Below are 21,223 nucleotides of genomic sequence, written 5' to 3'. Positions count from 1 at the left end.
TGCCCAGCCGCCGGTGATGCGAACTACGCCTTGTGCGCCCGTTCATACTGCGGCGCCCACGGCAGCTTGGCGTCCAGCGCATCGGCGGCATGCAGCCACCAGTGCGGATCGCTGAGCGCTGCCCGGGCAATAAGGACCGCATCGGCGCGTCCCTCCCGCAGCGTCTGCTCGGCTTCTGCAGCGGTCCGGATCAGGCCGACGGCGCCCGTGGGCACATCGGCGTGGGTTCGGACGTGTTCCGCGAACCCGGTCTGGTATCCCGGCGCCACCGGTATGGCAGCACCAGGGACCGCTCCGCCGGTGGAAACGTCCACGAAGTCAACCCCCCGGGCACTGGCCTGGGCGGACAACCGGGCTGATGTGTGCTCGTCCACGCCGCCGGCGGTCCAGTCCGTGGCCGATATGCGCAGCAGCAGCGGCATGGAATCAGGCATGACTGCGCGGACGGCGTCGATGACCTCCAGGGTAAGGCGGTTGCGGCCCTCCTCCGATCCGCCCCAGCCGTCGGTCCGGGTATTGACCAGCGGCGTCAGGAACTGGTGCAGCAGATAGCCGTGGGCGGCATGGATTTCAATGGTGTCGAAGCCCGCTTCCACAGACCGTTTGGCCGCTGCGGCAAAATCCTCAATGACCTTGCGGATTCCGGCCTCGTCCAGTGCTTCCGGGGCTGCATAGCGGCCAAACGGCTCGGCGGTTGGGCCAACAGTCAGCCAGCCGCCGTCGGCCTCGGGAACAGATCCGCTGCCCTCCGCGAAGGGAGCGTAGGTGGACGCTTTGCGCCCGGCATGGGCAAGCTGCACGCCGATCCTGGTGTCCGCGGCACCGTACCTGTGCACGAAGTCGGTGATCCGGCGCCAGGCCTGAACCTGTTCCCCGTTGTAGATCCCGGTGTCCTGGGGGCTGATCCGGCCTTCGGGACTGACAGCTGTGGCCTCGGTGATAATCAGCGCCGCTCCCCCGGCGGCGAACGAGCCCAAATGCATCAGGTGCCAGTCGTTCGGCACTCCGGGCGCGTTCACCGCGTCGGCAGAGTACTGGCACATGGCCGCTACCCAGCCGCGGTGGGCAAATTCAAGCCCCCTCAGGGTCAACGGATCGAACAGGCCGGGGAACTGGTGTACTGCGGAATCGCTCATGCCGGCGGGCCTAGAAGAGGGCCCGGGCGAGGGCGGAACGGGCTTTGGTTACCCGCGGATCGGTGGTGCCCACCACTTCGAACAGATCCAGCAGACGCAGCCGGGCACGCTCGCGGTCCTCACCAAAAACTCGGGCGATCAGGCGCACCACACGGTTGAAGGCATCTTCCACGTGTCCGCCGGAGACGTCCAGGTCAGCGACGGCCAGCTGGGCATCAACGTCATCGGGGTTTTCCGCCGCTGCAGTGCGAAGCTTCTCTGCGTCGGCCCCCTTAAGCCTGGACATCAGTTCCACCTGGGCGAGGCCGGCCTTGGCTTCGGCGTCCGCCGGCTGTTCAGCCAGCGCTTTGCGGTAGGCAGCGGCGGCGCCGTCGTAATCTCCGGCAACAATCGCGTCATAGGCTTCCTGGTGCAGCGGCGGCAGGGGTGCATCCTCAGCTGCCTCCGTTGCCCCGCCCTCATTAAGGGAACCGGTGACTCCGTTGGCAGAGGCGACCTGGAGCAGTTCAGCAACCAGAGCGCGGATCTGCTCCTCGGGCACGGCACGGTCAAAGAGCGGTACCGGCTGCCCCTTGAGGACCGCGGCCACCGTGGGCACTGCCGCGGCCTGGAACGCCTGGGCAATCTGGGGATGCTGGTCCACGTCAACGCGGGCCAGCAGCAGCTTTCCGTCCTGCTCCGTCACGATATTCTGCAGCACCGCGCTGACCTGCTGCGACTCCGCGCTCCGGGCCGAGTAGAGATCAATAATCACCGGCACCTGTGCGGAAAGCTGAACCACCTGCGGGAAGGACTGTTCGGTCACTTCCACGATGTAAGGGCTGGCGCCGCCCTCGGCAGCTGCCGGCCCGCCCGAACCGCCGGCGGGTGCCGGCGGCGCAGCGGCCCTGGCTTTCAGCGCGGACAGGTCAACGGCTCCCCGCAGGTTCATCTGGGAAGGGGCAGGTGCAGGGCGGTGGTTCGGAGTGCTCATGGCTTCACCTTATTACGCGGACTCGGGTCACCGGCACCCCGGTCACCCCTGACGGAGGGTAGGGCTATTTAAGGGTGGCGGACAGGAGTTCCTGGACGGCGCCAATGACCTGGATCCGGTCCGTGCTTCCGGCCGGCGGGACGTACAGCATGACGCCCTCGCCGTACTTCACGTCGATTCCGTCCTCCGTGCTCGTTTCACCGGTCAGCTTCTCGTAGACGGTGCCCTCAAGGTTGATCGAGTCCCCCGCTTCGCGCGGAACGCTCGCATAGCTGCTGTCCATGTACCCGAAGACGATGGCACCGCCGTCCGCAGTCCGCAGCGCCCGTGTGTTGGCCGGCACTGATGTGTGCTTGAACGTGATGTCGGCAAACTCATTATCCGGGCTGGACAGCACGGTCTTCTGGAACTTGGTCACTGCCTCGGCGAACGTATTGGCGGCAAACGTGTCCTTGTTTTCGCCGTCGGGGTTGGTCAGTGCGTCCGCCAGGCCGTTGACGGCGGCCTGCGGGGCGATGGCCAGTCCCTCAGCTGAGTCCGCCGGAGCCGGGTTCACTCCGGTGCCGCCGGCCGGCCGCTGGGGGAAGGTGGTGCCGGGCAGCATTTTGATGGCCGAAACCAGCTTGTAATTCTGGCGGGCCGATTCCTGCACCAGCATTAGTGCCTGCGGAACTTCGTTTTCAGGGCCCTGGGTTACCGCCACGATGCTGCGCGGGAACTCGGTGCCGCCCATGATCAGGTCCGTCATCAGCGGTTCGGCAGCAACGGGCTCGGGGGCATCCGTCTCCGGCACCTTCGCTGCGGTGGTGTAGTTGGCCTCGCGCAGGGTGGCGGCGCTTCCGGCGGCCCGGGTGGAGAGCAGCTTGGCATCCTTTGCTGCATCAGCCTCCGTCACCGTGGCTGAGACCTCGGAGAGGATCCGCTCCAACTGGGAATCCAGAACCACCGGCGGCGTGGCTTCACTGCCGGCATCGGCCGCGGGACCGGCGGACTCCGCTGAAGGGCTCGCGGTGAACGGAAGGGCTGCCTGTGCCGCAGCCGGTGCGCCAAAGCTCAGGCCGGCGGCGATAACGGTGCCCAGGGCCGCCGCGGGGCCGCGGCGGCGGAGTGCTGGAAGAATGCCGAAGGTACGGGTACTGCCGGCAGGTCCAGCGGCGGGCGCGGCGGAGCCGGTTCCCGGACGGGCTTCCGACTGTTCGGACTGCTCTCCCGGCTCCGAGGACGAGGGTCCGCTTCCACCGGAACGGCGGGCGCTGTTGCCCCGGCCGGAGATGAAGGCGAGTGCCAGGCCCAGCACGGCAACCAGTGCGCCCAGGACAATCAGCGGGATGGCAAACGGTGTGGAGTCATCGTTGGCGAACGTCACCGAGACAGCCGACGGCGCGGCGGCGGTTCCGTCCGCGGCCAGGAGGATCTGCCAGTCACCGGCAGCGGGCGGCTCCCAGGTGAAGGTCAGCTCATCCTCGATTTCCTGTTCGGAGACCCACAGGTCGGATCCGGCAGGATCGGGCACAGTGTCCGTGCCGTCCGTGACCTCGGAGGTGAGTGACTCGCCGTCGGCACCGATGCGCAGCACGGAGGCGTCCTCCACCCAGGCCTCGACGTCGTCGGACCGGCCCACAGCCATCAGGAACGGTCCGTCCGCAGAGACGGTCACGTCCACCCCGTCGGAATGCCGGGTGAGGACGTCCGAGCTGATGACAGTCAGGGGCGCTTCCTGGTCTTGGGACGGTGCTGCCGCCGTAACGGTGCTGGGCGGTGCCCAGACGGTGCGCTGACCGATGCCAATGAGCATCAGGAGCACGCCGATGACGATCAGCGGAACTGCAAATTTGTTTCGCACAACTTACCTATCTTCAGTCTCGGTGCAAGTGCCTCACGTTTAGGCAGGCGAACGGGACGTGGAGCCTCATGGATGTCGGGGCGGTAGCCGGGTTTATAACCCAATGGTAACGAAATCCTCTGACAGGACACATTCGAAGCCCGCCGCCGCATCGGCGCACCCCGCCGCGGGGGCCCCGGGACTGATAATGTGGCGCTTCGTACCGGGGCATTCGCTAAATCTAGGAGACCTGCACAATGGCCGAGAATCAGGACCTGCCGGCTGAGGGGTCCCGTCCTGTTTCCGGACCGGCCGGGGGCACGAATTCTCCGTCCGACAAGCGTCCGGGATTCCTGTCCGCTGCCTCCGAACGGATCCGGCACGCAGCACCGCGAGGGATTCCCGGTGCCCGCCCCCGGCGGCGTTTCGAGTTTCCGCCCGACAGCGCGGCAGAGGGTTCAGCCCCGGCCGGTCCGGCGCAGCCCGCAGCGCCCGGCAGCAGCGGCGATGATTCCGCTGCCCGGATGAGCAGCCATCCCATCCATTTCGGCTTCATGTTTTCCGTTGGCGTGGGGATTGCCCTTCTCTGCTATTTCATCCTGACCAATGTTGGCGAACTCCTGGTGTGGATCGGAGCCGCCCTCTTTATTGCACTTGGCCTGGACCCCATTGTGCGCTGGCTGGCCGCCCGGCGGATACCCCGGCCTGCCGGCATTGCCATTACCGTCCTGGGCCTTGCCGGAATCATTGTGGGCTTCTTCGCGACACTGATTCCCACCATCGTGCGGCAGACTACCGAGATCATCAACAATGCCCCCGGCTATGTGGACACCTTCCTGGAGTCGGAGTTCTTCGTAAATATCGAAGAACAGTTCCATGTGCGGGAACGGATCGAAGAAGAGGTCAATAAGTTCTTCAGCAACGCTGACGCGCTGGGCGGGGTCTTCGGCGGCGTGCTTTCAGTGGGCACGGTTATTGCCAACGGCCTTTTCGGTGCGCTGATTATCCTGGTGCTGACCCTGTACTTCCTTTCGTCCCTGCCGTCCATGAAGTTGTGGGCATACCGTCTGGCACCCAGGAGCAGGCGCCGCCGCGTGGAAGCCCTCTCCGAGGAGATCAGCGGCAGCGTGGGCAATTACGTGATCGGCCAGGGGCTGGTGGCCCTGCTGGATGCCACCTATGCCTTCATCGTCATGACCATCACCGGAGTTCCGTTCTCGGTGCTGCTCGCCTTTGTGGTGGCGCTGCTGGCCTTCATTCCGCTGGTGGGTCCGCCCATCGCGCTGGTGCTGGTATCCCTGGTAGCGCTTACGGTCAGCTGGCAGACCGCGGTGGTCTTTGCGCTCTTCTACGTGGCCTACCTGCAGTTCGAGGCGTACTTCGTTTCTCCGCGGATCATGCAGCGCGCCGTTGCAGTTCCCGGAGCCGTTGCCGTCATCGCCGTGATTGCCGGCGGAACGCTGCTGGGCGTCCTGGGCGCGCTGATTGCCATTCCCACTGCAGCGGCCGTACTGCTGCTGCTCAAGGAAGTCTTCATTTCCCGCCAGGACCAGCGCTGACAGCTGACCGGACGCCCGGCACTGCCCGACGGCGGCAGCTGCTCAGCGCCGTCGGCCGCCGGTCCTGCGCGTGCGCCAGCAGCGCTCGTGCCAGTGCCTGCGGTCCGCCACAGCAGTTTCACGGCCCAGGAGCGAATCTTCCTGCCATACGACGAGGTGCGGGATTCCCGGCGGAATGGTGATGCCGCACCCGGGGCACGTGTACTCTTTTGCCGCGTTCCGGGCCGTGATTTGCCGCACTGACCATTCGCCGTCGGGCGCGCTTTCCCGGTGCGGTATTCCGGCACGGGTACGCTCCAGATCCAGCTCCACGGCAGGCATCGCCCACTTGCTTCGGGCGCTGCGTCCCAGGTTGGCGTTGGCTGCGCCCGGCGGGCGGCGGGGACGGTTGGAACGGGGCATATAAGTCATTTTGCCTGAGCAGAGCCGGTAAAGTGCAACTGTGCGTTTAGTAATTGCCCGCTGCTCTGTTGACTACATCGGCCGCCTCCGTGCCCATCTCCCGCAAGCCGTCCGTCTGCTCATGGTGAAAGCTGACGGTTCCGTCCTCATCCACTCCGACGGCGGCTCCTACAAACCCCTGAACTGGATGAGCCCTCCGGCCACCCTGCGGATCACCGCCCCCTCGGATGACGACGCCGAAACCGGCGTCATCGAAACGTGGAACGTTCAAAGCGCCAAAACCGACGACAAACTCGTCATCAGTATCTATGAACGTTTCTCCGAGACCTCCCATGACCTCGGCGTGGATCCGGGGCTCATCAAGGACGGCGTGGAGGCTGACCTGCAGCGTCTGCTCGCCGAGCAGATCACCAAGCTGGGCGAGGGCTTCACGCTGATCCGCCGGGAGTACATGACAGCCATCGGGCCGGTGGACATCCTGGCCCGGGATGCCTCCGGCACTACGGTTGCCGTGGAGCTCAAGCGCCGCGGGGACATCGACGGCGTCGAACAGCTCACGCGCTACCTTGAGCTGCTCAACCGGGACCCGCTCCTGGCACCGGTTAAAGGTGTGTTTGCCGCTCAGCAGATCAAGCCGCAGGCACGTGTGCTCGCAAACGACCGCGGCATTGAGTGCCTCACCTTGGATTATGACGCCATGCGCGGGGTGGACGATTCAGAATCCCGTCTGTTTTAGTGCCGCGGCGGGTCCTAGCCCGGCAGCGGACCGGTCCCGCGGCGCGGCTATTGCGCCTGCATTTCCTGTGTGATTATCCGCGGCAGATAACGCCCGCAGAAGTCAAACGAATCGGGACGGCTGCGCCAAAAAGTGCGGGCAAAACACTCTCGAAAATACTCGGAAATATTTTGCCCCAATTCGTTGACCTGCCCTTGGGCGTGTGTAATCCTATAACCAGTCTTTGTGTAGGTGTTATTCATGCTCGCAAGACCGTTGCGAGCGTGAAGCTCCTCAAGGAACTGCTGAATGGCAAGGATCTTGAGCCTTCCCGTTTCAGTAACAATGAGGCCGCCGCGGGGTGCGGCGGCCTGAAGTTCCACTTATGAGGAGAAACAAAAATGGCACAGGGTACCGTCAAGTGGTTTAACGCTGAAAAGGGCTTCGGCTTCATCACTCCCGATGATGCAGACGGCGATGTCTTTGTTCACTACTCTGAGATTCAGACCGGTGGCTTCAAGACTCTCGACGAGAACCAGCGCGTTGAGTTCGAAATCGGCCAGGGCGCCAAGGGCCCCCAGGCTACCGGCGTCACCGCCCTCTAAGCTTCGCCCTAAACGCAGCCTTACCTTGAGCGCCGCTTTATCTTGAGCGCTGCTTTATCTTGAGCGCTGCACCATAAAACTCAGCACCAGTCCGGGGTCTCCCGGCTAAAGGAAAGTCCCCGGCATCTGCCGGGGACTTTCCTTTTATCCGCCGGCTACTTGATGGCAGCCTGCCGCTGGGCACCGGAGAAATGTCCCACAACGGAGCACAGCCCGAAAGGGAGGACAAACTCAGGGCGGATCGGCGGCGGAACGGCTTGCCCCGCGCGGAATGGCTGTCAGCTGCGCCGGCGTATGACCTGTGCACCCAGTCCGCGGAGATTCTCCATGAACTTTTCGTATCCGCGGTCAATGTGGTCCACGCCGCGGACTTCGGTGGTGCCTTCAGCAGCGAGTCCGGCGATGACCAGAGCAGCACCGGCCCGAATGTCATTGGCTTCCACGGGTGCGCCGGACAGCCTGGGCTCTCCCTGGATCAGGGCGTGGTGCCCGTCGAGTCGGATCACGGCACCCAGCCGGGCGAGCTCCGAGGTAAAGCCCCAGCGCGCCTCAAAGACATTCTCCGTGACCATTCCGGAGCCTGTCGAGACAGCGTTCATGGCTACGACAAAGGGCTGCAGATCCGTCGGAAAACCCGGATACGGCAGGGTGGAAACATTGATGGGTGCCGGGCGTCCGTTGCCCTTGACGGTGAAGCTGTCCTCCCCCACCGTCACGGTGCAGCCTGCCTGGGTGAGCTTGTCCAGGACCACGGTCAGCGCAGAGGCGTCCGCATCGCGCACTTCAATACGTCCGCCGGTAATGGCCGCTGCGAAGGCCCACGTCCCGGCGACAATCCGGTCCGGCACCACCCGGTGCACCACGGGTTCCAGGCGCTCCACTCCCTCGATCACCAGGGTGTTGGTACCGATGCCGGAAATCTGCGCGCCCATCTCATTGAGCATGAGGGCAATGTCCGTGATTTCAGGTTCGCGGGCCGCGTTGTCGATGACCGTGGTTCCGGCGGCAAGGGTGGCGGCCATCATCAGGTTCTCCGTCGCCCCCACGGACGGAAAGTCCAGCAGATGACGGGCTCCGACCAGGCCGTCCGGCACGGAGGCCACGAGGTAGCCGTGGTCTATGGTGATGGTGGTTCCCATCAGTTCAAGGCCTGCCCGGTGCATGTCCAGGCCCCTTGAGCCAATGGCGTCACCGCCGGGCAGGGCCACTTCGGCCTGACGGCACCGCGCAACCAGGGGCCCGAGGACCGAGATTGAGGCACGCATGGCGCGGACCAGATCATAGTCCGCCTGATGCAGAGGCAGCTCGGGAACGTCAATGGATACGGCGGCCGCTTCGACGTCGTAATCGACGGAGCAGCCCAGCCGGCGCAGCAGTTCGGCCATGATCCAGACATCCTGGATATTGGGAACGTTGGTAATAGTGGAGCGTCCCTCGGCCAGCAGCGTTGCCGCCATCAGCTTCAGGACACTGTTTTTGGCTCCCGGGACGCTGACCGCTCCGTTGAGCGTGGCCGGTCCCGTAACAACAATGACGTCTTCCATTCCTCAATACTAAGGCGGTTGACGGTCGCGTATTTTCTTAGCGCCAGGTTCCGATGCCAATGACCGGACCGGCTTCAAGCCATGAGGACAGCCCCGTATAGACCTCGTACTTCATGGCCACCAGGAATTCGGTGCCCTGGTATTCCAGGGTGACAATAATGGCGCCCGGCTGGATGCGGGCACGCTCAGCCTCGGTGGGTTGCCTCCAGCCGCCTATCTCCAGCGAACTGCGGAGGAAGCGGTGCGGCGGGCGGGGGCTGAGGGAGATAAGGCGCAGCCATTCCAGATGGGTGTCTGTATAACGACAAACCCCCATCTGCCAGCCGCGGGGCGGGAAGCAGATGGAGGCGTCGAAAGTACCCAGGGCGCGCCGCAGCTGGCTGCGGCGCACCCCGAACAGAACTACTGCCAGTACCAGCAGGAACAGGAGCCCTGCCAGCGCAATGAACAAATAAGAGCTGCTCATTGGGAAGGGTCAGCGAGTCCCAGCGTTGGCTGCGTCGTTCATCTGAGCGTTGTCAGCGACAATCACTACGCGGTTGCTGTCGACGGAGAAGAAACCGCCGTCAACGTTCACCGTGAAGCGGGCACCGGAGACCGGCTCGATGGCCATTTCGCCCTCGGCCAGGATGGCCAGCAGCGGGGTGTGGCCGGGAAGGATCCCGACGTCGCCTTCGCTGGTGCGTGCCTTGACCATCTTTGCCGCGCCGGACCACACGAAGTGGTCCGCTGCGACAATCTCAACTTCGAGTTCAGCAGTGTTCGCCATAGGGCTTACTTCCCGGTCTGCTCTTGGATCTTCGCCCAGTTGGCCATGACATCGTCCATGCTGCCGACGTTGAAGAAGGCCTGCTCGGCGATGTGGTCCACGTCGCCGTCGCAGATGGCCTTGAAGCCCTCAATGGTTTCCTTGATGGAGACCGTGGAGCCTTCGACGCCGGTGAACTGCTTGGCGGTGTAGGTGTTCTGCGACAGGAACTGCTGGATGCGGCGTGCGCGTGCCACAACAATCTTGTCCTCTTCACCGAGCTCGTCGATGCCGAGGATGGCGATGATGTCCTGCAGTTCCTTGTTCTTCTGGAGGATCTGCTTGACGCGGACAGCCGTGTCGTAGTGCAGCTGTCCCACGTACTGCGGGTCAAGGATGCGCGACGTGGAGGTCAGCGGATCCACGGCCGGGTACAGACCGCGCGAGGCGATTTCACGGGAGAGTTCCGTGGTGGCGTCCAGGTGCGCGAACGTGGTGGCCGGAGCCGGGTCGGTGTAGTCATCAGCAGGCACGTAAATGGCCTGCATCGACGTGATGGAGTGACCCTTGGTGGACGTAATGCGCTCCTGGAGGAGACCCATCTCGTCGGCCAGGTTCGGCTGGTAGCCCACAGCGGACGGCATACGGCCCAGAAGCGTTGAAACCTCGGAGCCTGCCTGCGTGAAGCGGAAGATGTTGTCGATGAAGAGCAGCACGTCCTGGTTCTGCACATCGCGGAAGTACTCCGCCATGGTCAGGCCGGACAGTGCCACGCGCAGACGCGTTCCCGGCGGCTCATCCATCTGGCCGAATACAAGGGCGGTGTCCTTGAGGACGCCTGCCTCTTCCATTTCAACCCAGAGGTCGTTGCCTTCACGGGTACGCTCGCCAACACCGGCGAATACCGAAGTACCACCGAAGTTGCGGGCAACACGGGTGATCATTTCCTGGATCAGCACGGTCTTGCCGACGCCGGCGCCGCCGAACAGGCCGATCTTTCCACCCTTGATGTACGGGGTGAGAAGGTCGATCACCTTGATGCCGGTTTCCAGCATCTCAGTGGAGCCTTCAAGGTCAGCGAAGTTCGGAGCCTTGCGGTGGATGGGCCAGCGCTCGGTGATTTCCAGCTGGTCCTCTGCAACGTCCAGGGGCTTGCCCAGGACGTTGAAGATGTGACCCTTGACGCCGTCGCCTACGGGGACGGAGATCGGTGCGCCGGTGTCCTTGACGGCTGCGCCGCGGACCAGGCCGTCGGTGGCCTGCATGGAGATGGCGCGCACGAGGTTGTCGCCAAGGTGCTGGGACGTTTCGAACGTGATGGTCTTGGTCTCACCGTTGAGCGTCAGCTCGGTGGTGAGGGCGTTGTAGATGGTGGGGATTGCGTCAGCCGGGAATTCGACGTCGACAACCGGGCCGATGACACGGGCGATACGGCCGGTGGCACCCGAGGCTACGGAATCAGATCCGTGCTCGACAGTTTGGGCAGTCATCTCTCTCACTTCACTCAGTTAGATGGCGTGTGGACTAAGTTTGCTTGGGTGGAGCTGTACCTGCTGCAGGGGCTAGGACGCGCTGAGCGCGTCGGCACCGGCAACAATTTCGGACAGTTCCTGGGTGATCTCGGCCTGACGGGCGTTATTGCGAAGTCGCGTGTACTTCTTAATAAGGTCGGAGGCGTTGTCCCCTGCGGACTTCATTGCACGCTGGCGGGCTGCGAGCTCGGAAGCGGCTGCCTGAAGCATGGCTGCGAAGATGCGCGACTCGATGTAGCGCGGCAGCAGTGCGTCAAGAACCTTTTCGGGCTCCGGCTCGTACTCGTACAGAGGCAGCAGCTCAGTCTCGGACTGTGCTTCTTCCTCCACGACCTCCAGCGGCAGCAGGCGGATCACCGTTGGTTCCTGGACAACCATCGACTTGAAGCGGGTGTAGACAATGTGGATTTCATCCACGCCGCCGTCTTCGTAGTCTGTGTTGAAGTCATCAAGAAGGGCCCTGCCGATTTCGCGGGCCGTTTCGAAGTCAGGTGCGTCGGTGTTTCCGGTCCAGACACGTGCGGATTCCCGGTCACGGAAATCGTAGTACGCCTGTGCCTTACGTCCCACCAGGTAGGTCTTGACCTCTTTGCCCTCTTCGTGGAGCAATTCGACCAAGGATTCGCTCTGCTTGAGCACACTGGCGGAGTACGAACCAGCAAGACCACGGTCGGAAGTCATAACCACCATGGCTGCCCGGCGGATCTGCTCCGGCTCGGTAGTCAGCGGGTGATCGATTTCCGACTGGGACGCCACAGCAGAAACGGCACGGGTGATCGCATTGGAGTACGGCAATGACGCAGCCACACGGGTGCGTGCCTTTCCAATGCGAGAGGCAGCAATCAGCTCCATCGCCTTGAAGATCTTCTGCATCGACGTCGTCGAAGCGATCTTCTGACGGTAGACCCGAATTTGGGCTCCCATACTTTTCCTTTCAGTTCCTAGCGTTTGAACTAGGGGCTAAGGCATAGGCCAAGGGTTCCGCGTCCGGGCCGCTGGGACCCGGACGCGGAACACCTAAGCCGCTAGCGCTTCTGCTTGACGATCTTTTCCTGGTCAACAGCGTCTTCGCCCAGGGCGGCGTGCTCTTCGTGGCCGGCGGCAACCATGTGGTTGTCGCCTTCCCCGAAGAAGCCTTCCTTGAAGGAAACAACGCGCTTCTTGAGTTCATCCACAGTGGAGTCCTCAAGCTTGCCCGTCTGTGCCAGGGTGGTCAGGACGGACGTGCTGTGCTTCAGGTGGTCGATGAACTCGCCTTCGAAGCGGAGCACGTCTTCCACGGGAACATCGTCCAGGTAGCCGTTGGTGCCGGCCCAGATTGAAACAACCTGTTCCTCAACCGGGTACGGAGCGTACTGACCCTGCTTGAGGAGTTCCATCAGCCGCGCACCGCGGGTGAGCTGCTGGCGGGTGGCTGCGTCCAGGTCCGAAGCAAACATGGAGAATGCCTGCATGTCGCGGTACTGGGCCAGTTCCAGCTTCAAAGTACCGGAGACCTTCTTCATGGCCTTCTGCTGTGCAGCACCACCGACGCGCGAGACGGAAATACCGACGTCGACGGCGGGGCGCTGGTTGGCGTTGAAGAGATCCGACTGAAGGAAGATCTGGCCATCGGTGATGGAGATGACGTTGGTCGGGATGTAGGCCGAGACGTCGTTTGCCTTGGTTTCGATGATCGGCAGGCCGGTCATCGAGCCTGCACCGAGCTCGTCAGAGAGCTTGGCGCAACGCTCCAGCAGACGGGAGTGCAAGTAGAAGACGTCACCCGGGTAGGCTTCGCGTCCCGGCGGACGGCGCAGCAGCAGTGACACGGCGCGGTAGGCTTCGGCCTGCTTCGACAGGTCATCAAAGATGATGAGGACGTGCTTGCCGCCGTACATCCAGTGCTGGCCGATGGCCGAACCGGCGTACGGTGCCAGGTATTTGAAGCCTGCGGGGTCGGATGCCGGGGAGGCCACAATGGTTGTGTACTCCATGGCGCCGGCCTCTTCGAGGGTGCGCTTGATTTCAGCAACCGTGGATGCCTTCTGGCCGATGGCTACATAAATGCAGCGCACCTGCTTCTGGACATCGCCGGACTCCCAGTTGGCCTTCTGGTTGAGGATGGCGTCAACGGCAATGGCGGTCTTACCCGTCTTGCGGTCACCAATGATCAGCTGGCGCTGGCCGCGGCCAATCGGGATCATGGCGTCGATTGCCTTGAGACCGGTCTGAAGCGGTTCGTGGACCGACTTGCGCTGGGTTACGCCGGGGGCCTGGAGTTCCAGTGCACGGCGTGCCTCGGCCTGAATGGGTCCCATGTCATCCATGGGCTCGCCCAGCGGGTCGACAACGCGGCCCAGGAAGGCATCGCCCACGGGTACGGACAGGACTTCACCCGTGCGGTGAACTTCCTGGCCTTCTTCGATCCCGGCGAAATCGCCGAGTACAACGACACCGATTTCGCGGGTGTCAAGGTTCTGGGCCAGGCCCAGTGTGCCGTCCTCGAACCGAAGCAGCTCATTTGCCATGACGGAGGGCAGGCCCTCCACACGGGCAATGCCGTCGCTGGCGGTTGTTACGCGGCCAACTTCAACGCGCTCTGCGTTTCCGGGTTCGTAGGACGCCGCAAATTCGTTCAACGCATTACGGACGTCGTCGGCGTTGATGGTCAATTCGGCCATCTGCAGTCCCTGCTCTCCTGTGTTGTGATCATCGCTTGTTGCCGATGACCGTGATTAATTCTCAAATGTTCGTGAACTGGTCTCAACCGCCCCGTGCGGGGTGGCTAGACCGCGAGCTTCCGACGGAGGTCGGACAGACGGGAAACCACTGATGAATCCAGTATTTCGTCTCCCACTGCGATCCGCACGCCGCCGATCAGTGACGGGTCAACGTCGGCGTTGATCTTCAACTCACGGCCGTAGAGTCCATTAAGAGAGGACTGCAGACGCGAAAGCTGCTCTTGGGTCAACGGACGGGCGGCCCGAACCTCGGCAATCCAGCGCTTCTGGCGCCCGGCGACGAGCTCCAGGAAGCGTGTTACCAAGGCACTGGGCTTCAGGCCACGCGGATGCGTGACCGCCTGGCGGATCAGTACCAGTGCTTCGGGGCTGGCCCCGGGCACAAGCTTCTCGGCCAAGGCGACCTTTGCCTCAGGCTTTGCCTGCGGCTCGGACAGCGCACGCTGGAGTTCATGGTTGGAAGCCACCACCCGGTTGAACCGGATCAGGTCATCTTCCAGGCTGTCCAGGCCGGCGAGGCCCGCTCCCCTGTTTTCTGCCGTTGCTGAAACAACAGTGGCAGCCAGTTCCTCGAGCGCATCACCCAAGTCACGCGGAGACCGCCAACGCGAGGAGACCAGATCAGCCGCAATGGATTCGGCGTCAGCCGAAACCTTGCCGCGTACCAGCTGTGAAACCAGCGCCGCCTTGGCATCGCTTTGACGGGCGGGATCGGTCAGCGCACGCCGGATACCGGCGCTGCTGTCGAGAACGCCCAGGATTCCAAAGAGTTCCTCTGCCAGTGACAGCGAAGCAAACGGAAGCTTTGCTTCCAGATGTTCGCGGGCCACGGCCAGTGATTCGCTCGATACTCCTGCCATTACCTAGCTGCACCTGCGTTCTCGTTTTCCAGTTCCCCAAGGAAACGGTCAACCACGCGTGCAGCGCGGGCGTCATCCTCGAGCGTCTCGCCGATGATGCGTCCGGCCAGCTCGGTTGCCAGCGTGCCAACCTCAGCACGGAGCGACGTTACGGCCGCCTGCCGTTCTGCGGCAATCTGCACCTGTGCCTGCTCGGTGATCCGAGCCGATTCGGCAGCAGCCTTGGCCTTCAGGTCCGCAAGGATCTGAGCACCTTCGGCGCGTGCTTCCTCACGGATGGCGTTGGCTTCCGCCCGCGCATCCGAGAGCTGTGCCTTGTACTCCACCAGCGCTGCGCTGGCTTCGGCCTGGGCCTTCTCCGCTTTGGCAATGTTGCCTTCAATGGCTTCAGTGCGCTCCGCGTACGTCTTTTCGAAGCCCGGCACCACAAACTTGACGACGATGAACATCAGTATGGCGAAACTGATTCCCGTCACCAGGATTTCCCAGACGTTGGGAATCAGGGGGTTGGCGCCTTCAGCGGCTGCCAACATAATTACCTGATCCATAATGCACCCGTCCTATCTGCTTGGTGGGTCAGTCGGTTCGGACTAGACAATGAACGCGAGAACCAGACCAAGAATAGCGAGAGCTTCGGTCAGTGCCAGGCCGAGGAATGCGATGGGCTGGAGGACACGCTGTGCCTCCGGCTGGCGTGCAACACCGCTGATGTAAGCGAAGAAGACGAGACCCACACCGATGGCGCCGCCGATTGCGGAGAGACCATAGCCGATTGCGTTGAGGCTACCTGCGATTTCCATGTTGATTTTCCTTTCAAGATGCCCTGAGGGCAGGTTGCTTGGGGTTTCCCCGAAGGGGAAGCTTGGTTATCCCGGAGGGGAAGCTTAGTGATCGTCTGCCAGTGCGCCCTGGATGTAAATGGCGGTCAGCAGGGTGAAAACGTAGGCCTGGAGCACCATGATCAGTGCTTCAAGCATGTACATGGCAATACCGCCCACCAGTACCAGCACGGAGGAGGCCTGGAGGAGGATGTTGTCCTGGAGAACCAGGAGGTATTCGATACCGGCGCCGGCAAGCATGACGATCAGGTGACCGGACATCATGGTGGCGAACAAACGCAGGCTGTGCGTGATCGGCCGGACCAGGAAGTTGGAAATGATCTCAATGGGAACCAGAACGGGGAGGATGTACCACGGCACGCCCGAAGGGACCGTGGCCTTCACGAAGTACTTCATTCCGTGCTTCTTGATGCCTACGCCGATCCAGGTGAAGTAGACAATGGCGGCCAGCAGGTAGGCGCCACCCGGATGGGAGAAGCTCGGCAACTGAATAAACGGAATGGCTCCGTAAATATTGTTGACGATGATGAAGAAGAACAGTGCAAAGAGGAACGGAACAAACTTCAGGAAGTCCCGCTCACCAATGACGTCCTTGGCGATGCCGTTGCGGACAAATCCGTAACCGAATTCGCCCAGGAACTGCAGGCGCCCCGGCACCAGCTTTCCCTGGCGGGAAGCTCGAACAAAGATGACGGCAATGATGATGACCGAGAGAACGACCAGCAGCATCTGCTTGCCGACACCGGTGCCGTAGTCCGCGCCCCACGGGAAAATCTCAGGGAGGTGCATTTCTTCAAGGGCCGGTGGAACGAATCCACCTTCATTAGTGGCCGGGAGTGCAAGCGCGATCAACGCGTTTCCTCTCTGCTGTGTCCTTCATCGGGCGTGTGAATCGGGGCAAGACTAGTTGCCCGGTCTAAAATCTGTGGCATTACTGTTCGGCTTCTTCACGGTTGTGGGCTGGATGGCCGACGCTGGCTTTCGCAGGTTTGCTTCCGGTCAGGCCGTGGACTTTGGTCAGGTAGAATCCGGCGGCTGCTCCCATAAGGATACCGACGAGCACCAGCCACTGAGTTTCGAACAGATTGTCCAGAAACCAGCCTATCAAACCCCAGGCGACGATCCCGCCAATGATGTAGCTGAAGACGCGCATGCCGGAGTCGTACGTGGAATCGGGATCGTAATTAGGCTTATCAGACATCCAATTTCCCTTTGACTGATGTTTCTTTCCCCGCCGTGTCGTCATACAGCTGGAAACGGATCCGGGAGAAGGCACGGATTTCCGCAACCTGCCACACCACCACAGTAAGAAGAGCCGCGCTGAAGAACCACGCAGCCTCAAGCCATGCCGGCCTGCCAATTAGAAGCAGCACCGCAGCAAAGACAGCCACTTTGACGATGTAGATCAGGGCGAACATCGCCATGGCACCGTGCGGGTTGTCCCGGCCCACCACATGCACGATCAGCAAGCTGACGCCGCTGAACGCAATGACGAGGACCCAACCAAACAGCACACTGCCGGCACCTGCAGTCCCGGCAACAACCAGGGAAGCCGCTGTAAGAACAGCTGCAGCTAGTCCGGTCCACACCATCGCGGACCGAAAAACGCCGAGCCAGGGATTCTCTGTGGGCCCGGAGGCAACAAGGGGACGTCCAGTCTGGGCACCGTCTACGGGGCTCATAACTTTAGACATCCTTCGGGCCGGGGCGGGAGTTGCGTCGCGTATTCTCCGCGACTGATGAAATTCTACAGCACATAGAAGTCCTCCCTGTCCGGACGGCGTCACACAGGCTCACACCCGGGCTCGCCGCCGGCCGAAGATCTTCGGGGAGAGCAGGTAGAACACCACCACGGCGGCGGCAAACAACGTCACAGCAATCTTGGGCACATTCCCCGCCTCGGCGATGGCCAGGCCCGCTCCCCCGGTCAGGAGTGTGCAGGCGGTCACCAGTGAGGCCGACTGGATATGGCTCAGGCCAGCGTCGGTCAGCCGCTGGTAAACATGCTGCCGGTGCGCCGCATACCAGCGCTCGCCCCGGCTGATGCGCAGCAGAAGGGTGGAGAAAGTGTCAGCGAGGTAAATCAGGATCGGGAAGATCAGATACTCCACGGGAACCCCGGCCAGAAAGGCTGCAACTGCTACTCCGGAAACGCAGGCCCCCAGGAGGTAACTGCCGACGTCGCCCATAAACACAGATCCGCGGCCCAGGTTCCACGGCAGGAAAGCGGCAAAAGCGGCAGCGGTGACGGCACCGGCCACGGTCATCCACACGTGGTCACTCAGCTGGCCGGCCACGGCATACAGGACGCCAACGGCGATGCCGTGCAGCCCGGAGATCCCGTTGACGCCGTCCATGAAGTTGGCGACATTGATGTACGCGGCGATGGCAAGGGCACCGACCGGCACCCACCAGTAGCTCTGCTCCATGGTCCAGACGAGTGCGGTTGTTGCAAAGATTCCCAGCAGCAGCTGCAGGCCGGCACGGACACGGACCGACAGCCCGCGGAAGTCTTCGATCCAGCCGAGCAGCGATGCCGCTGCGATGAGGGCCATCAGGATCAGCATGATGGACCGGTCGATGGCCACCAGACCGGTCAGCAGGGACAGACCGGTGCCCAGCAGGACACCCGCGGCGATGGTGACCCCCACACCGCGGATAATGACCTTGCTGTGGGAAGAGCGCTCGTTGGGGATGTCCAGGACGCCGAGGCGGCGCAGGAAGGGGATGAAAAGGAAAGGCAGCAGCAGACTGGCGAGGAAGGCTGCTCCAATGCACAGGGCAAGGAGCATCAGCCCGTCCGCCGTTCGGCCGAACCGTCATTGCGGGGGCGGTGCGGTGTGTGTTCGACAGGAACGGGGCCGCCGATTTCAGTCACCGGGGGCAGGACGTCACCGTGCGAATCCACACCGCATTTGTTCAGCCAGTCCTCGAATTTGAGGTCCGTCGGGTTTAGCTCATCCACCGATGTATGGGAAATCTTGGGATGCAGCGGACGCGAGTCGTCTTCTCCGGTGCCCACCAGGACCTCATGCATCTTTTCACCCTGGCGCAGCCCCGTGAACACAATCTCGATGTCCTTGCCGGACATGGCGATCATCCGCTGTGCAACGTCGAGGATCTTCACCGGCTCCCCCATGTCCAGGATGAGGACTTCCCCGCCGCGGCCGATGGCTCCGGCCTGGATTACCAGCTGGCAGGCTTCGGGGATGGTCATGAAGAACCGGGTGACTTCCGGATCAGTCACGGTCAAGGGCCCGCCCTGCCGGATCTGCTCGGTAAACAGGGGCAGCATGGAACCCCGGCTGCCGATCACGTTGCCGAACCGCACCGAGACGTAGCGGTCCCGGGTATTGTGCGCCATCCATGCCGTGAGCTTCTCTGCCACCCGTTTGGAATGCCCCAGCACCGTGGTGGGATTAGCCGCCTTGTCCGTGGAGATGTTGACGAAGTACTTGACCTTGGCCTTCTTCGCCGCCCGCAGGACGTTGGCTGTTCCCAGCACGTTGGTTTTCCAGGCCTCCTGCGGATACTGCTCCAGCAGGGAAACGTGCTTAAGGGCTGCAGCATGAAAGACAACGTCGGGGCGCCGTTCGGTGAAAATCTGGTCCAGCGCTGCGGGATCACGGATATCGGCCAGTACGGTGTCCCTGCCGTTCAGCAGGCCGTGTCCGGTAATGGACAGCTGGGTGAGCTGCAGCCCGGTTTCATCGCGGTCCACCATGATCAGCTCGGCCGGGTCAAAGGCCGTGATCTGGCGGCACAGCTCGGAGCCGATGGAACCGCCGGCACCGGTCACCAGGACCTTGCGGCCGGTGAGGTAGCCTGCCACTTCTTCCACATGGATATCCACGGGGCGGCGGCCAATCAGGTCCTCGACGGCAACCTCGCGGAAATCGGTGAGGCCGGCTCCGGCGTCCTTGCTCAGCATGTCCTTCAGCGGAGGAAGCACCAGCACCCGCAGATTCAGCCCCTCCGCACGGTCGGTAACCTCGCGCACCTGGCGGGCTTCGACGTCGGCGATCGCAATGATCAGGATGGTGGCCCGGGTGCGCTGGACAACTTCGCGCAGGTCCTGCAGCCGGCCCAGCACGGGCACTGTGGACAGCCGGAGGTGCTTTTTGGCCGGGTCATCGTCAATCAGGCCAACGGGGTAGTAAGGGGAATCCGGGTCCTTCATCATCCGCGTCACGAGGGAGCTGCCCAGGAAACCGGCACCGTACACCAGCGTCCGCTGGGCCTCGTCACCCGGCCGTGCCTTTCCCTCGACATACATGCGCTTGAGATACCGGATGGCGGCCATGAACAGGCAGGCAAACGGGAAGGCAATCATGCCGGTGCTGCGGGGTATATCGATGGCCAGGCCAAAAAGCGCACTCACGATAACCAGGATGGCGGAGACAACGAGCGTGACAATGGCCAGCAGCCGCATCTCGTGGAAACTGCCGAAGCTGTACCTGCCACGGTAAAGCGCGAAGGAATACCCCACGATCAGCTGCACCAGCACGGCCACGCCGCAGAAAACGGCTACGCCCCCGGGATTGATCTGGTCCACCGTTAGTTCATAGCGCAGCACCAGCGCCAGGACGATAGCCACGATCCATGCCAGCGAGTCCAGGACGTACTGCGTCCACAGCCACAGGGCAGGCTTCTCGCCGCGGAAAGGACCGCTCTCGTCCGTGCTTGTCTGCCTCATAATCCTCAACGGGTAGTTCCCCGGTTCTCTTCTCGGTGGTTGCAACACTGTTCGGAAGAATCCGGTGTAATAGACTGGAATCTCATCAGCATTCTAACTGCACACCCTTCTCCGTTCGGCTTGGGCCGCTCATCCGGGTTGCCTCGAAAGGATCATTTTGCCGGACTCTGTGGCCGTAGCAGCAGTAACGTTCGACCGCCCCGACGATGTGTCCACTCTCCTGGACTCGCTGGCTGCCCAGAGCGCCAACATTACCTCGGTGGCCCTGGTGGATTCGGGAAAGACGCCGGTTCAGGATATCGCTGAAGCTTCGCCCGCGCCCGTTACGTACGTTCGGTCCAACACGAACCTTGGCGGCGCCGGCGGTTTTTCGCTGGCCATTCTCACGGCCATGGCGTCCGGGGCGGACTGGATCTGGATCATGGACGACGACGCGCATCCGGAAGATCCGAACTGCCTCGCCGCCCTGCTTGAGGCCGCGCAAGAGCACCGCATGGACGTGGTCCTGCCTCTGGTTGTTGCTCCCGGGCATCCCGACACTCTGTCCTTCCACTTCCGGCTGGACGGCAAGCTGACGCATGACCGCGCGCAGGTGGAGAAACTGGGCTTCATCCCCGACGTCGGTCATTTCTTCAACGGTGCGCTCATCCGCGCAGATATTTTCTTCCGCGTGGGGCTGCCGGATCTGCGCCTGTTTATCCGCGGGGATGAGACCGATTTCATGATCCGCCTGCGGCGCGCCGGGATCCGGTTTGGAACCGTCACCTCCGTGGCCCTGACGCATCCGGCGGCGTGGGCCGAAGTGCAGGAGGTTGCCGGCGAACGGCTGCACGTGCTGGTTCCCGAAAACGCCTTCAAGCAGTTTTACTTCTACCGCAACCGCGGTTACCTGACGTGGAAATACAAGCGGCTGCGGTCCTTCGCCGCTGACGCGGTGGGCTATCCCGTCCACTTCGCCAGGACCCGCGATCCGCGGGGCTTCGCCGCATGGCTTCGTGCCTACGCCGCAGGGATGCGCGGGCGCCGCTTCGGGCCGCCGTCGGACTTCGGCTTCTGACATGACACGCCC

General features: G+C 62.7%; 23 protein-coding genes. 4 read left to right on the top strand and 19 right to left on the bottom strand.

Going from position 1 to position 21,223, the window contains the following annotated elements; all coding sequences use genetic code 11:
* Window positions 1–23: 23 nt before the first annotated feature.
* From QMA10_RS15960 to QMA10_RS15950, 3 genes are all read right to left on the bottom strand, one after another.
* Complete coding sequence (locus QMA10_RS15960; RefSeq protein WP_290169934.1) at window positions 24–1,136, bottom strand: NADH:flavin oxidoreductase/NADH oxidase; 1,113 nt, start codon at window positions 1,134–1,136, stop codon at window positions 24–26.
* A gap of 10 nt (window positions 1,137–1,146) precedes the next feature.
* Window positions 1,147–2,109, bottom strand: a complete 963-nt coding sequence (locus QMA10_RS15955; RefSeq protein ID WP_290169931.1) for a tetratricopeptide repeat protein — start codon at window positions 2,107–2,109, stop codon at window positions 1,147–1,149.
* Between the two features lie 64 nt (window positions 2,110–2,173).
* The gene (locus QMA10_RS15950; protein WP_290169929.1) at window positions 2,174–3,952 is read right to left on the bottom strand and encodes a hypothetical protein; all 1,779 of its coding nucleotides are present in this window, start codon (window positions 3,950–3,952) and stop codon (window positions 2,174–2,176) included.
* A gap of 236 nt (window positions 3,953–4,188) precedes the next feature.
* On the opposite strand from QMA10_RS15950, the gene QMA10_RS15945 reads away from it, so the two are divergent.
* Window positions 4,189–5,490: an AI-2E family transporter gene (locus QMA10_RS15945; protein WP_290169928.1), complete on the top strand. Its 1,302-nt coding sequence runs from the start codon at window positions 4,189–4,191 to the stop codon at window positions 5,488–5,490.
* Between the two features lie 42 nt (window positions 5,491–5,532).
* Here the strand turns inward: QMA10_RS15945 and QMA10_RS15940 are convergent, their stop codons facing one another.
* Window positions 5,533–5,892 carry a hypothetical protein gene (locus tag QMA10_RS15940; protein WP_290169927.1) on the bottom strand — a complete coding sequence of 120 codons (360 nt, stop codon included), beginning with the start codon at window positions 5,890–5,892 and terminating at the stop codon, window positions 5,533–5,535.
* A 40-nt stretch (window positions 5,893–5,932) separates the two neighbouring features.
* Between QMA10_RS15940 and nucS the strand changes: the two genes are divergently transcribed.
* Window positions 5,933–6,628 (top strand): endonuclease NucS, encoded by a 696-nt coding sequence (gene nucS, locus QMA10_RS15935; protein ID WP_290169925.1) that lies wholly within the window; start codon window positions 5,933–5,935, stop codon window positions 6,626–6,628.
* A gap of 47 nt (window positions 6,629–6,675) precedes the next feature.
* On the opposite strand, the gene QMA10_RS15930 is transcribed toward nucS, so the two are convergent.
* A complete protein-coding gene (locus QMA10_RS15930) occupies window positions 6,676–6,990 on the bottom strand; it encodes a hypothetical protein (RefSeq protein ID WP_290169923.1) in 315 nt (104 codons plus the stop codon).
* 18 nt (window positions 6,991–7,008) lie between these two features.
* On the opposite strand from QMA10_RS15930, the gene QMA10_RS15925 reads away from it, so the two are divergent.
* Window positions 7,009–7,212 (top strand): cold-shock protein, encoded by a 204-nt coding sequence (locus tag QMA10_RS15925; protein WP_104052446.1) that lies wholly within the window; start codon window positions 7,009–7,011, stop codon window positions 7,210–7,212.
* A gap of 278 nt (window positions 7,213–7,490) precedes the next feature.
* On the opposite strand, the gene murA is transcribed toward QMA10_RS15925, so the two are convergent.
* From murA to QMA10_RS15855, 14 genes are all read right to left on the bottom strand, one after another.
* A complete protein-coding gene (gene murA / locus QMA10_RS15920) occupies window positions 7,491–8,756 on the bottom strand; it encodes a UDP-N-acetylglucosamine 1-carboxyvinyltransferase (RefSeq protein ID WP_290169921.1) in 1,266 nt (421 codons plus the stop codon).
* Window positions 8,757–8,793: 37 nt separating this feature from the next.
* A complete protein-coding gene (locus tag QMA10_RS15915; RefSeq protein WP_290169919.1) occupies window positions 8,794–9,222 on the bottom strand; it encodes a DUF2550 domain-containing protein in 429 nt (142 codons plus the stop codon).
* A 9-nt stretch (window positions 9,223–9,231) separates the two neighbouring features.
* A complete protein-coding gene (locus QMA10_RS15910) occupies window positions 9,232–9,525 on the bottom strand; it encodes a F0F1 ATP synthase subunit epsilon (RefSeq protein ID WP_104052449.1) in 294 nt (97 codons plus the stop codon).
* Between the two features lie 5 nt (window positions 9,526–9,530).
* The gene (gene atpD, locus QMA10_RS15905) at window positions 9,531–10,994 is read right to left on the bottom strand and encodes a F0F1 ATP synthase subunit beta (protein WP_104052450.1); all 1,464 of its coding nucleotides are present in this window, start codon (window positions 10,992–10,994) and stop codon (window positions 9,531–9,533) included.
* Window positions 10,995–11,066: 72 nt separating this feature from the next.
* Window positions 11,067–11,960: a F0F1 ATP synthase subunit gamma gene (locus QMA10_RS15900; protein ID WP_104101235.1), complete on the bottom strand. Its 894-nt coding sequence runs from the start codon at window positions 11,958–11,960 to the stop codon at window positions 11,067–11,069.
* Window positions 11,961–12,061: 101 nt separating this feature from the next.
* Entirely contained in the window at window positions 12,062–13,699 is a 1,638-nt protein-coding gene (gene atpA / locus QMA10_RS15895) for a F0F1 ATP synthase subunit alpha (protein WP_290169915.1), read from the bottom strand.
* 104 nt (window positions 13,700–13,803) lie between these two features.
* The gene (locus QMA10_RS15890; protein WP_290169914.1) at window positions 13,804–14,619 is read right to left on the bottom strand and encodes a F0F1 ATP synthase subunit delta; all 816 of its coding nucleotides are present in this window, start codon (window positions 14,617–14,619) and stop codon (window positions 13,804–13,806) included.
* Entirely contained in the window at window positions 14,619–15,167 is a 549-nt protein-coding gene (locus tag QMA10_RS15885; RefSeq protein WP_290169913.1) for a F0F1 ATP synthase subunit B, read from the bottom strand. The genes QMA10_RS15890 and QMA10_RS15885 overlap by 1 nt, the downstream gene beginning before the upstream one ends.
* 42 nt (window positions 15,168–15,209) lie before the next feature.
* Window positions 15,210–15,419: a F0F1 ATP synthase subunit C gene (locus QMA10_RS15880; RefSeq protein ID WP_181032239.1), complete on the bottom strand. Its 210-nt coding sequence runs from the start codon at window positions 15,417–15,419 to the stop codon at window positions 15,210–15,212.
* An 84-nt stretch (window positions 15,420–15,503) separates the two neighbouring features.
* Window positions 15,504–16,310: a F0F1 ATP synthase subunit A gene (gene atpB / locus QMA10_RS15875; protein WP_290169912.1), complete on the bottom strand. Its 807-nt coding sequence runs from the start codon at window positions 16,308–16,310 to the stop codon at window positions 15,504–15,506.
* A gap of 79 nt (window positions 16,311–16,389) precedes the next feature.
* Complete coding sequence (locus tag QMA10_RS15870; protein WP_290169911.1) at window positions 16,390–16,659, bottom strand: AtpZ/AtpI family protein; 270 nt, start codon at window positions 16,657–16,659, stop codon at window positions 16,390–16,392.
* A complete protein-coding gene (locus QMA10_RS15865; protein WP_290169910.1) occupies window positions 16,652–17,140 on the bottom strand; it encodes a hypothetical protein in 489 nt (162 codons plus the stop codon). Before QMA10_RS15865 ends, QMA10_RS15870 begins: the two co-directional genes overlap by 8 nt.
* Before the next feature lie 111 nt (window positions 17,141–17,251).
* The gene (locus tag QMA10_RS15860) at window positions 17,252–18,250 is read right to left on the bottom strand and encodes a UDP-phosphate glycosyltransferase (RefSeq protein WP_290169909.1); all 999 of its coding nucleotides are present in this window, start codon (window positions 18,248–18,250) and stop codon (window positions 17,252–17,254) included.
* Window positions 18,250–20,154 (bottom strand): nucleoside-diphosphate sugar epimerase/dehydratase, encoded by a 1,905-nt coding sequence (locus tag QMA10_RS15855; RefSeq protein ID WP_290169908.1) that lies wholly within the window; start codon window positions 20,152–20,154, stop codon window positions 18,250–18,252. The genes QMA10_RS15860 and QMA10_RS15855 overlap by 1 nt, the downstream gene beginning before the upstream one ends.
* A 157-nt stretch (window positions 20,155–20,311) precedes the next feature.
* Here QMA10_RS15855 and QMA10_RS15850 point away from each other — a divergent pair, with 157 nt between their 5' ends.
* Window positions 20,312–21,211, top strand: coding sequence for a glycosyltransferase (locus QMA10_RS15850; RefSeq protein ID WP_290169906.1), 900 nt, complete (start codon window positions 20,312–20,314; stop codon window positions 21,209–21,211).
* Window positions 21,212–21,223: the final 12 nt, after the last annotated feature.

This window comes from Arthrobacter sp. APC 3897, assembly GCF_030407495.1.
Classification (GTDB): Bacteria; Actinomycetota; Actinomycetes; order Actinomycetales; family Micrococcaceae; genus Arthrobacter_B.
Note: the sequence above shows the minus strand (reverse complement) of the source record. Positions and strands in the feature narration are given on the sequence as shown.

Coding starts and splice junctions, on each gene's coding strand:
- QMA10_RS15960 (WP_290169934.1), bottom strand. CDS start 1,136: ATGAGCGATTCCGCAGTACACCAGTTCCCCGGCCTGTTCGATCCGTTG.
- QMA10_RS15955 (WP_290169931.1), bottom strand. CDS start 2,109: ATGAGCACTCCGAACCACCGCCCTGCACCTGCCCCTTCCCAGATGAAC.
- QMA10_RS15945 (WP_290169928.1), top strand. CDS start 4,189: ATGGCCGAGAATCAGGACCTGCCGGCTGAGGGGTCCCGTCCTGTTTCC.
- QMA10_RS15940 (WP_290169927.1), bottom strand. CDS start 5,892: ATGCCCCGTTCCAACCGTCCCCGCCGCCCGCCGGGCGCAGCCAACGCC.
- QMA10_RS15925 (WP_104052446.1), top strand. CDS start 7,009: ATGGCACAGGGTACCGTCAAGTGGTTTAACGCTGAAAAGGGCTTCGGC.
- murA (WP_290169921.1), bottom strand. CDS start 8,756: ATGGAAGACGTCATTGTTGTTACGGGACCGGCCACGCTCAACGGAGCG.
- QMA10_RS15915 (WP_290169919.1), bottom strand. CDS start 9,222: ATGAGCAGCTCTTATTTGTTCATTGCGCTGGCAGGGCTCCTGTTCCTG.
- QMA10_RS15910 (WP_104052449.1), bottom strand. CDS start 9,525: ATGGCGAACACTGCTGAACTCGAAGTTGAGATTGTCGCAGCGGACCAC.
- atpD (WP_104052450.1), bottom strand. CDS start 10,994: ATGACTGCCCAAACTGTCGAGCACGGATCTGATTCCGTAGCCTCGGGT.
- QMA10_RS15900 (WP_104101235.1), bottom strand. CDS start 11,960: ATGGGAGCCCAAATTCGGGTCTACCGTCAGAAGATCGCTTCGACGACG.
- atpA (WP_290169915.1), bottom strand. CDS start 13,699: ATGGCCGAATTGACCATCAACGCCGACGACGTCCGTAATGCGTTGAAC.
- QMA10_RS15890 (WP_290169914.1), bottom strand. CDS start 14,619: ATGGCAGGAGTATCGAGCGAATCACTGGCCGTGGCCCGCGAACATCTG.
- QMA10_RS15885 (WP_290169913.1), bottom strand. CDS start 15,167: ATGGATCAGGTAATTATGTTGGCAGCCGCTGAAGGCGCCAACCCCCTG.
- QMA10_RS15880 (WP_181032239.1), bottom strand. CDS start 15,419: ATGGAAATCGCAGGTAGCCTCAACGCAATCGGCTATGGTCTCTCCGCA.
- QMA10_RS15870 (WP_290169911.1), bottom strand. CDS start 16,659: ATGTCTGATAAGCCTAATTACGATCCCGATTCCACGTACGACTCCGGC.
- QMA10_RS15865 (WP_290169910.1), bottom strand. CDS start 17,140: ATGAGCCCCGTAGACGGTGCCCAGACTGGACGTCCCCTTGTTGCCTCC.
- QMA10_RS15860 (WP_290169909.1), bottom strand. CDS start 18,250: ATGCTCCTTGCCCTGTGCATTGGAGCAGCCTTCCTCGCCAGTCTGCTG.
- QMA10_RS15855 (WP_290169908.1), bottom strand. CDS start 20,154: ATGAGGCAGACAAGCACGGACGAGAGCGGTCCTTTCCGCGGCGAGAAG.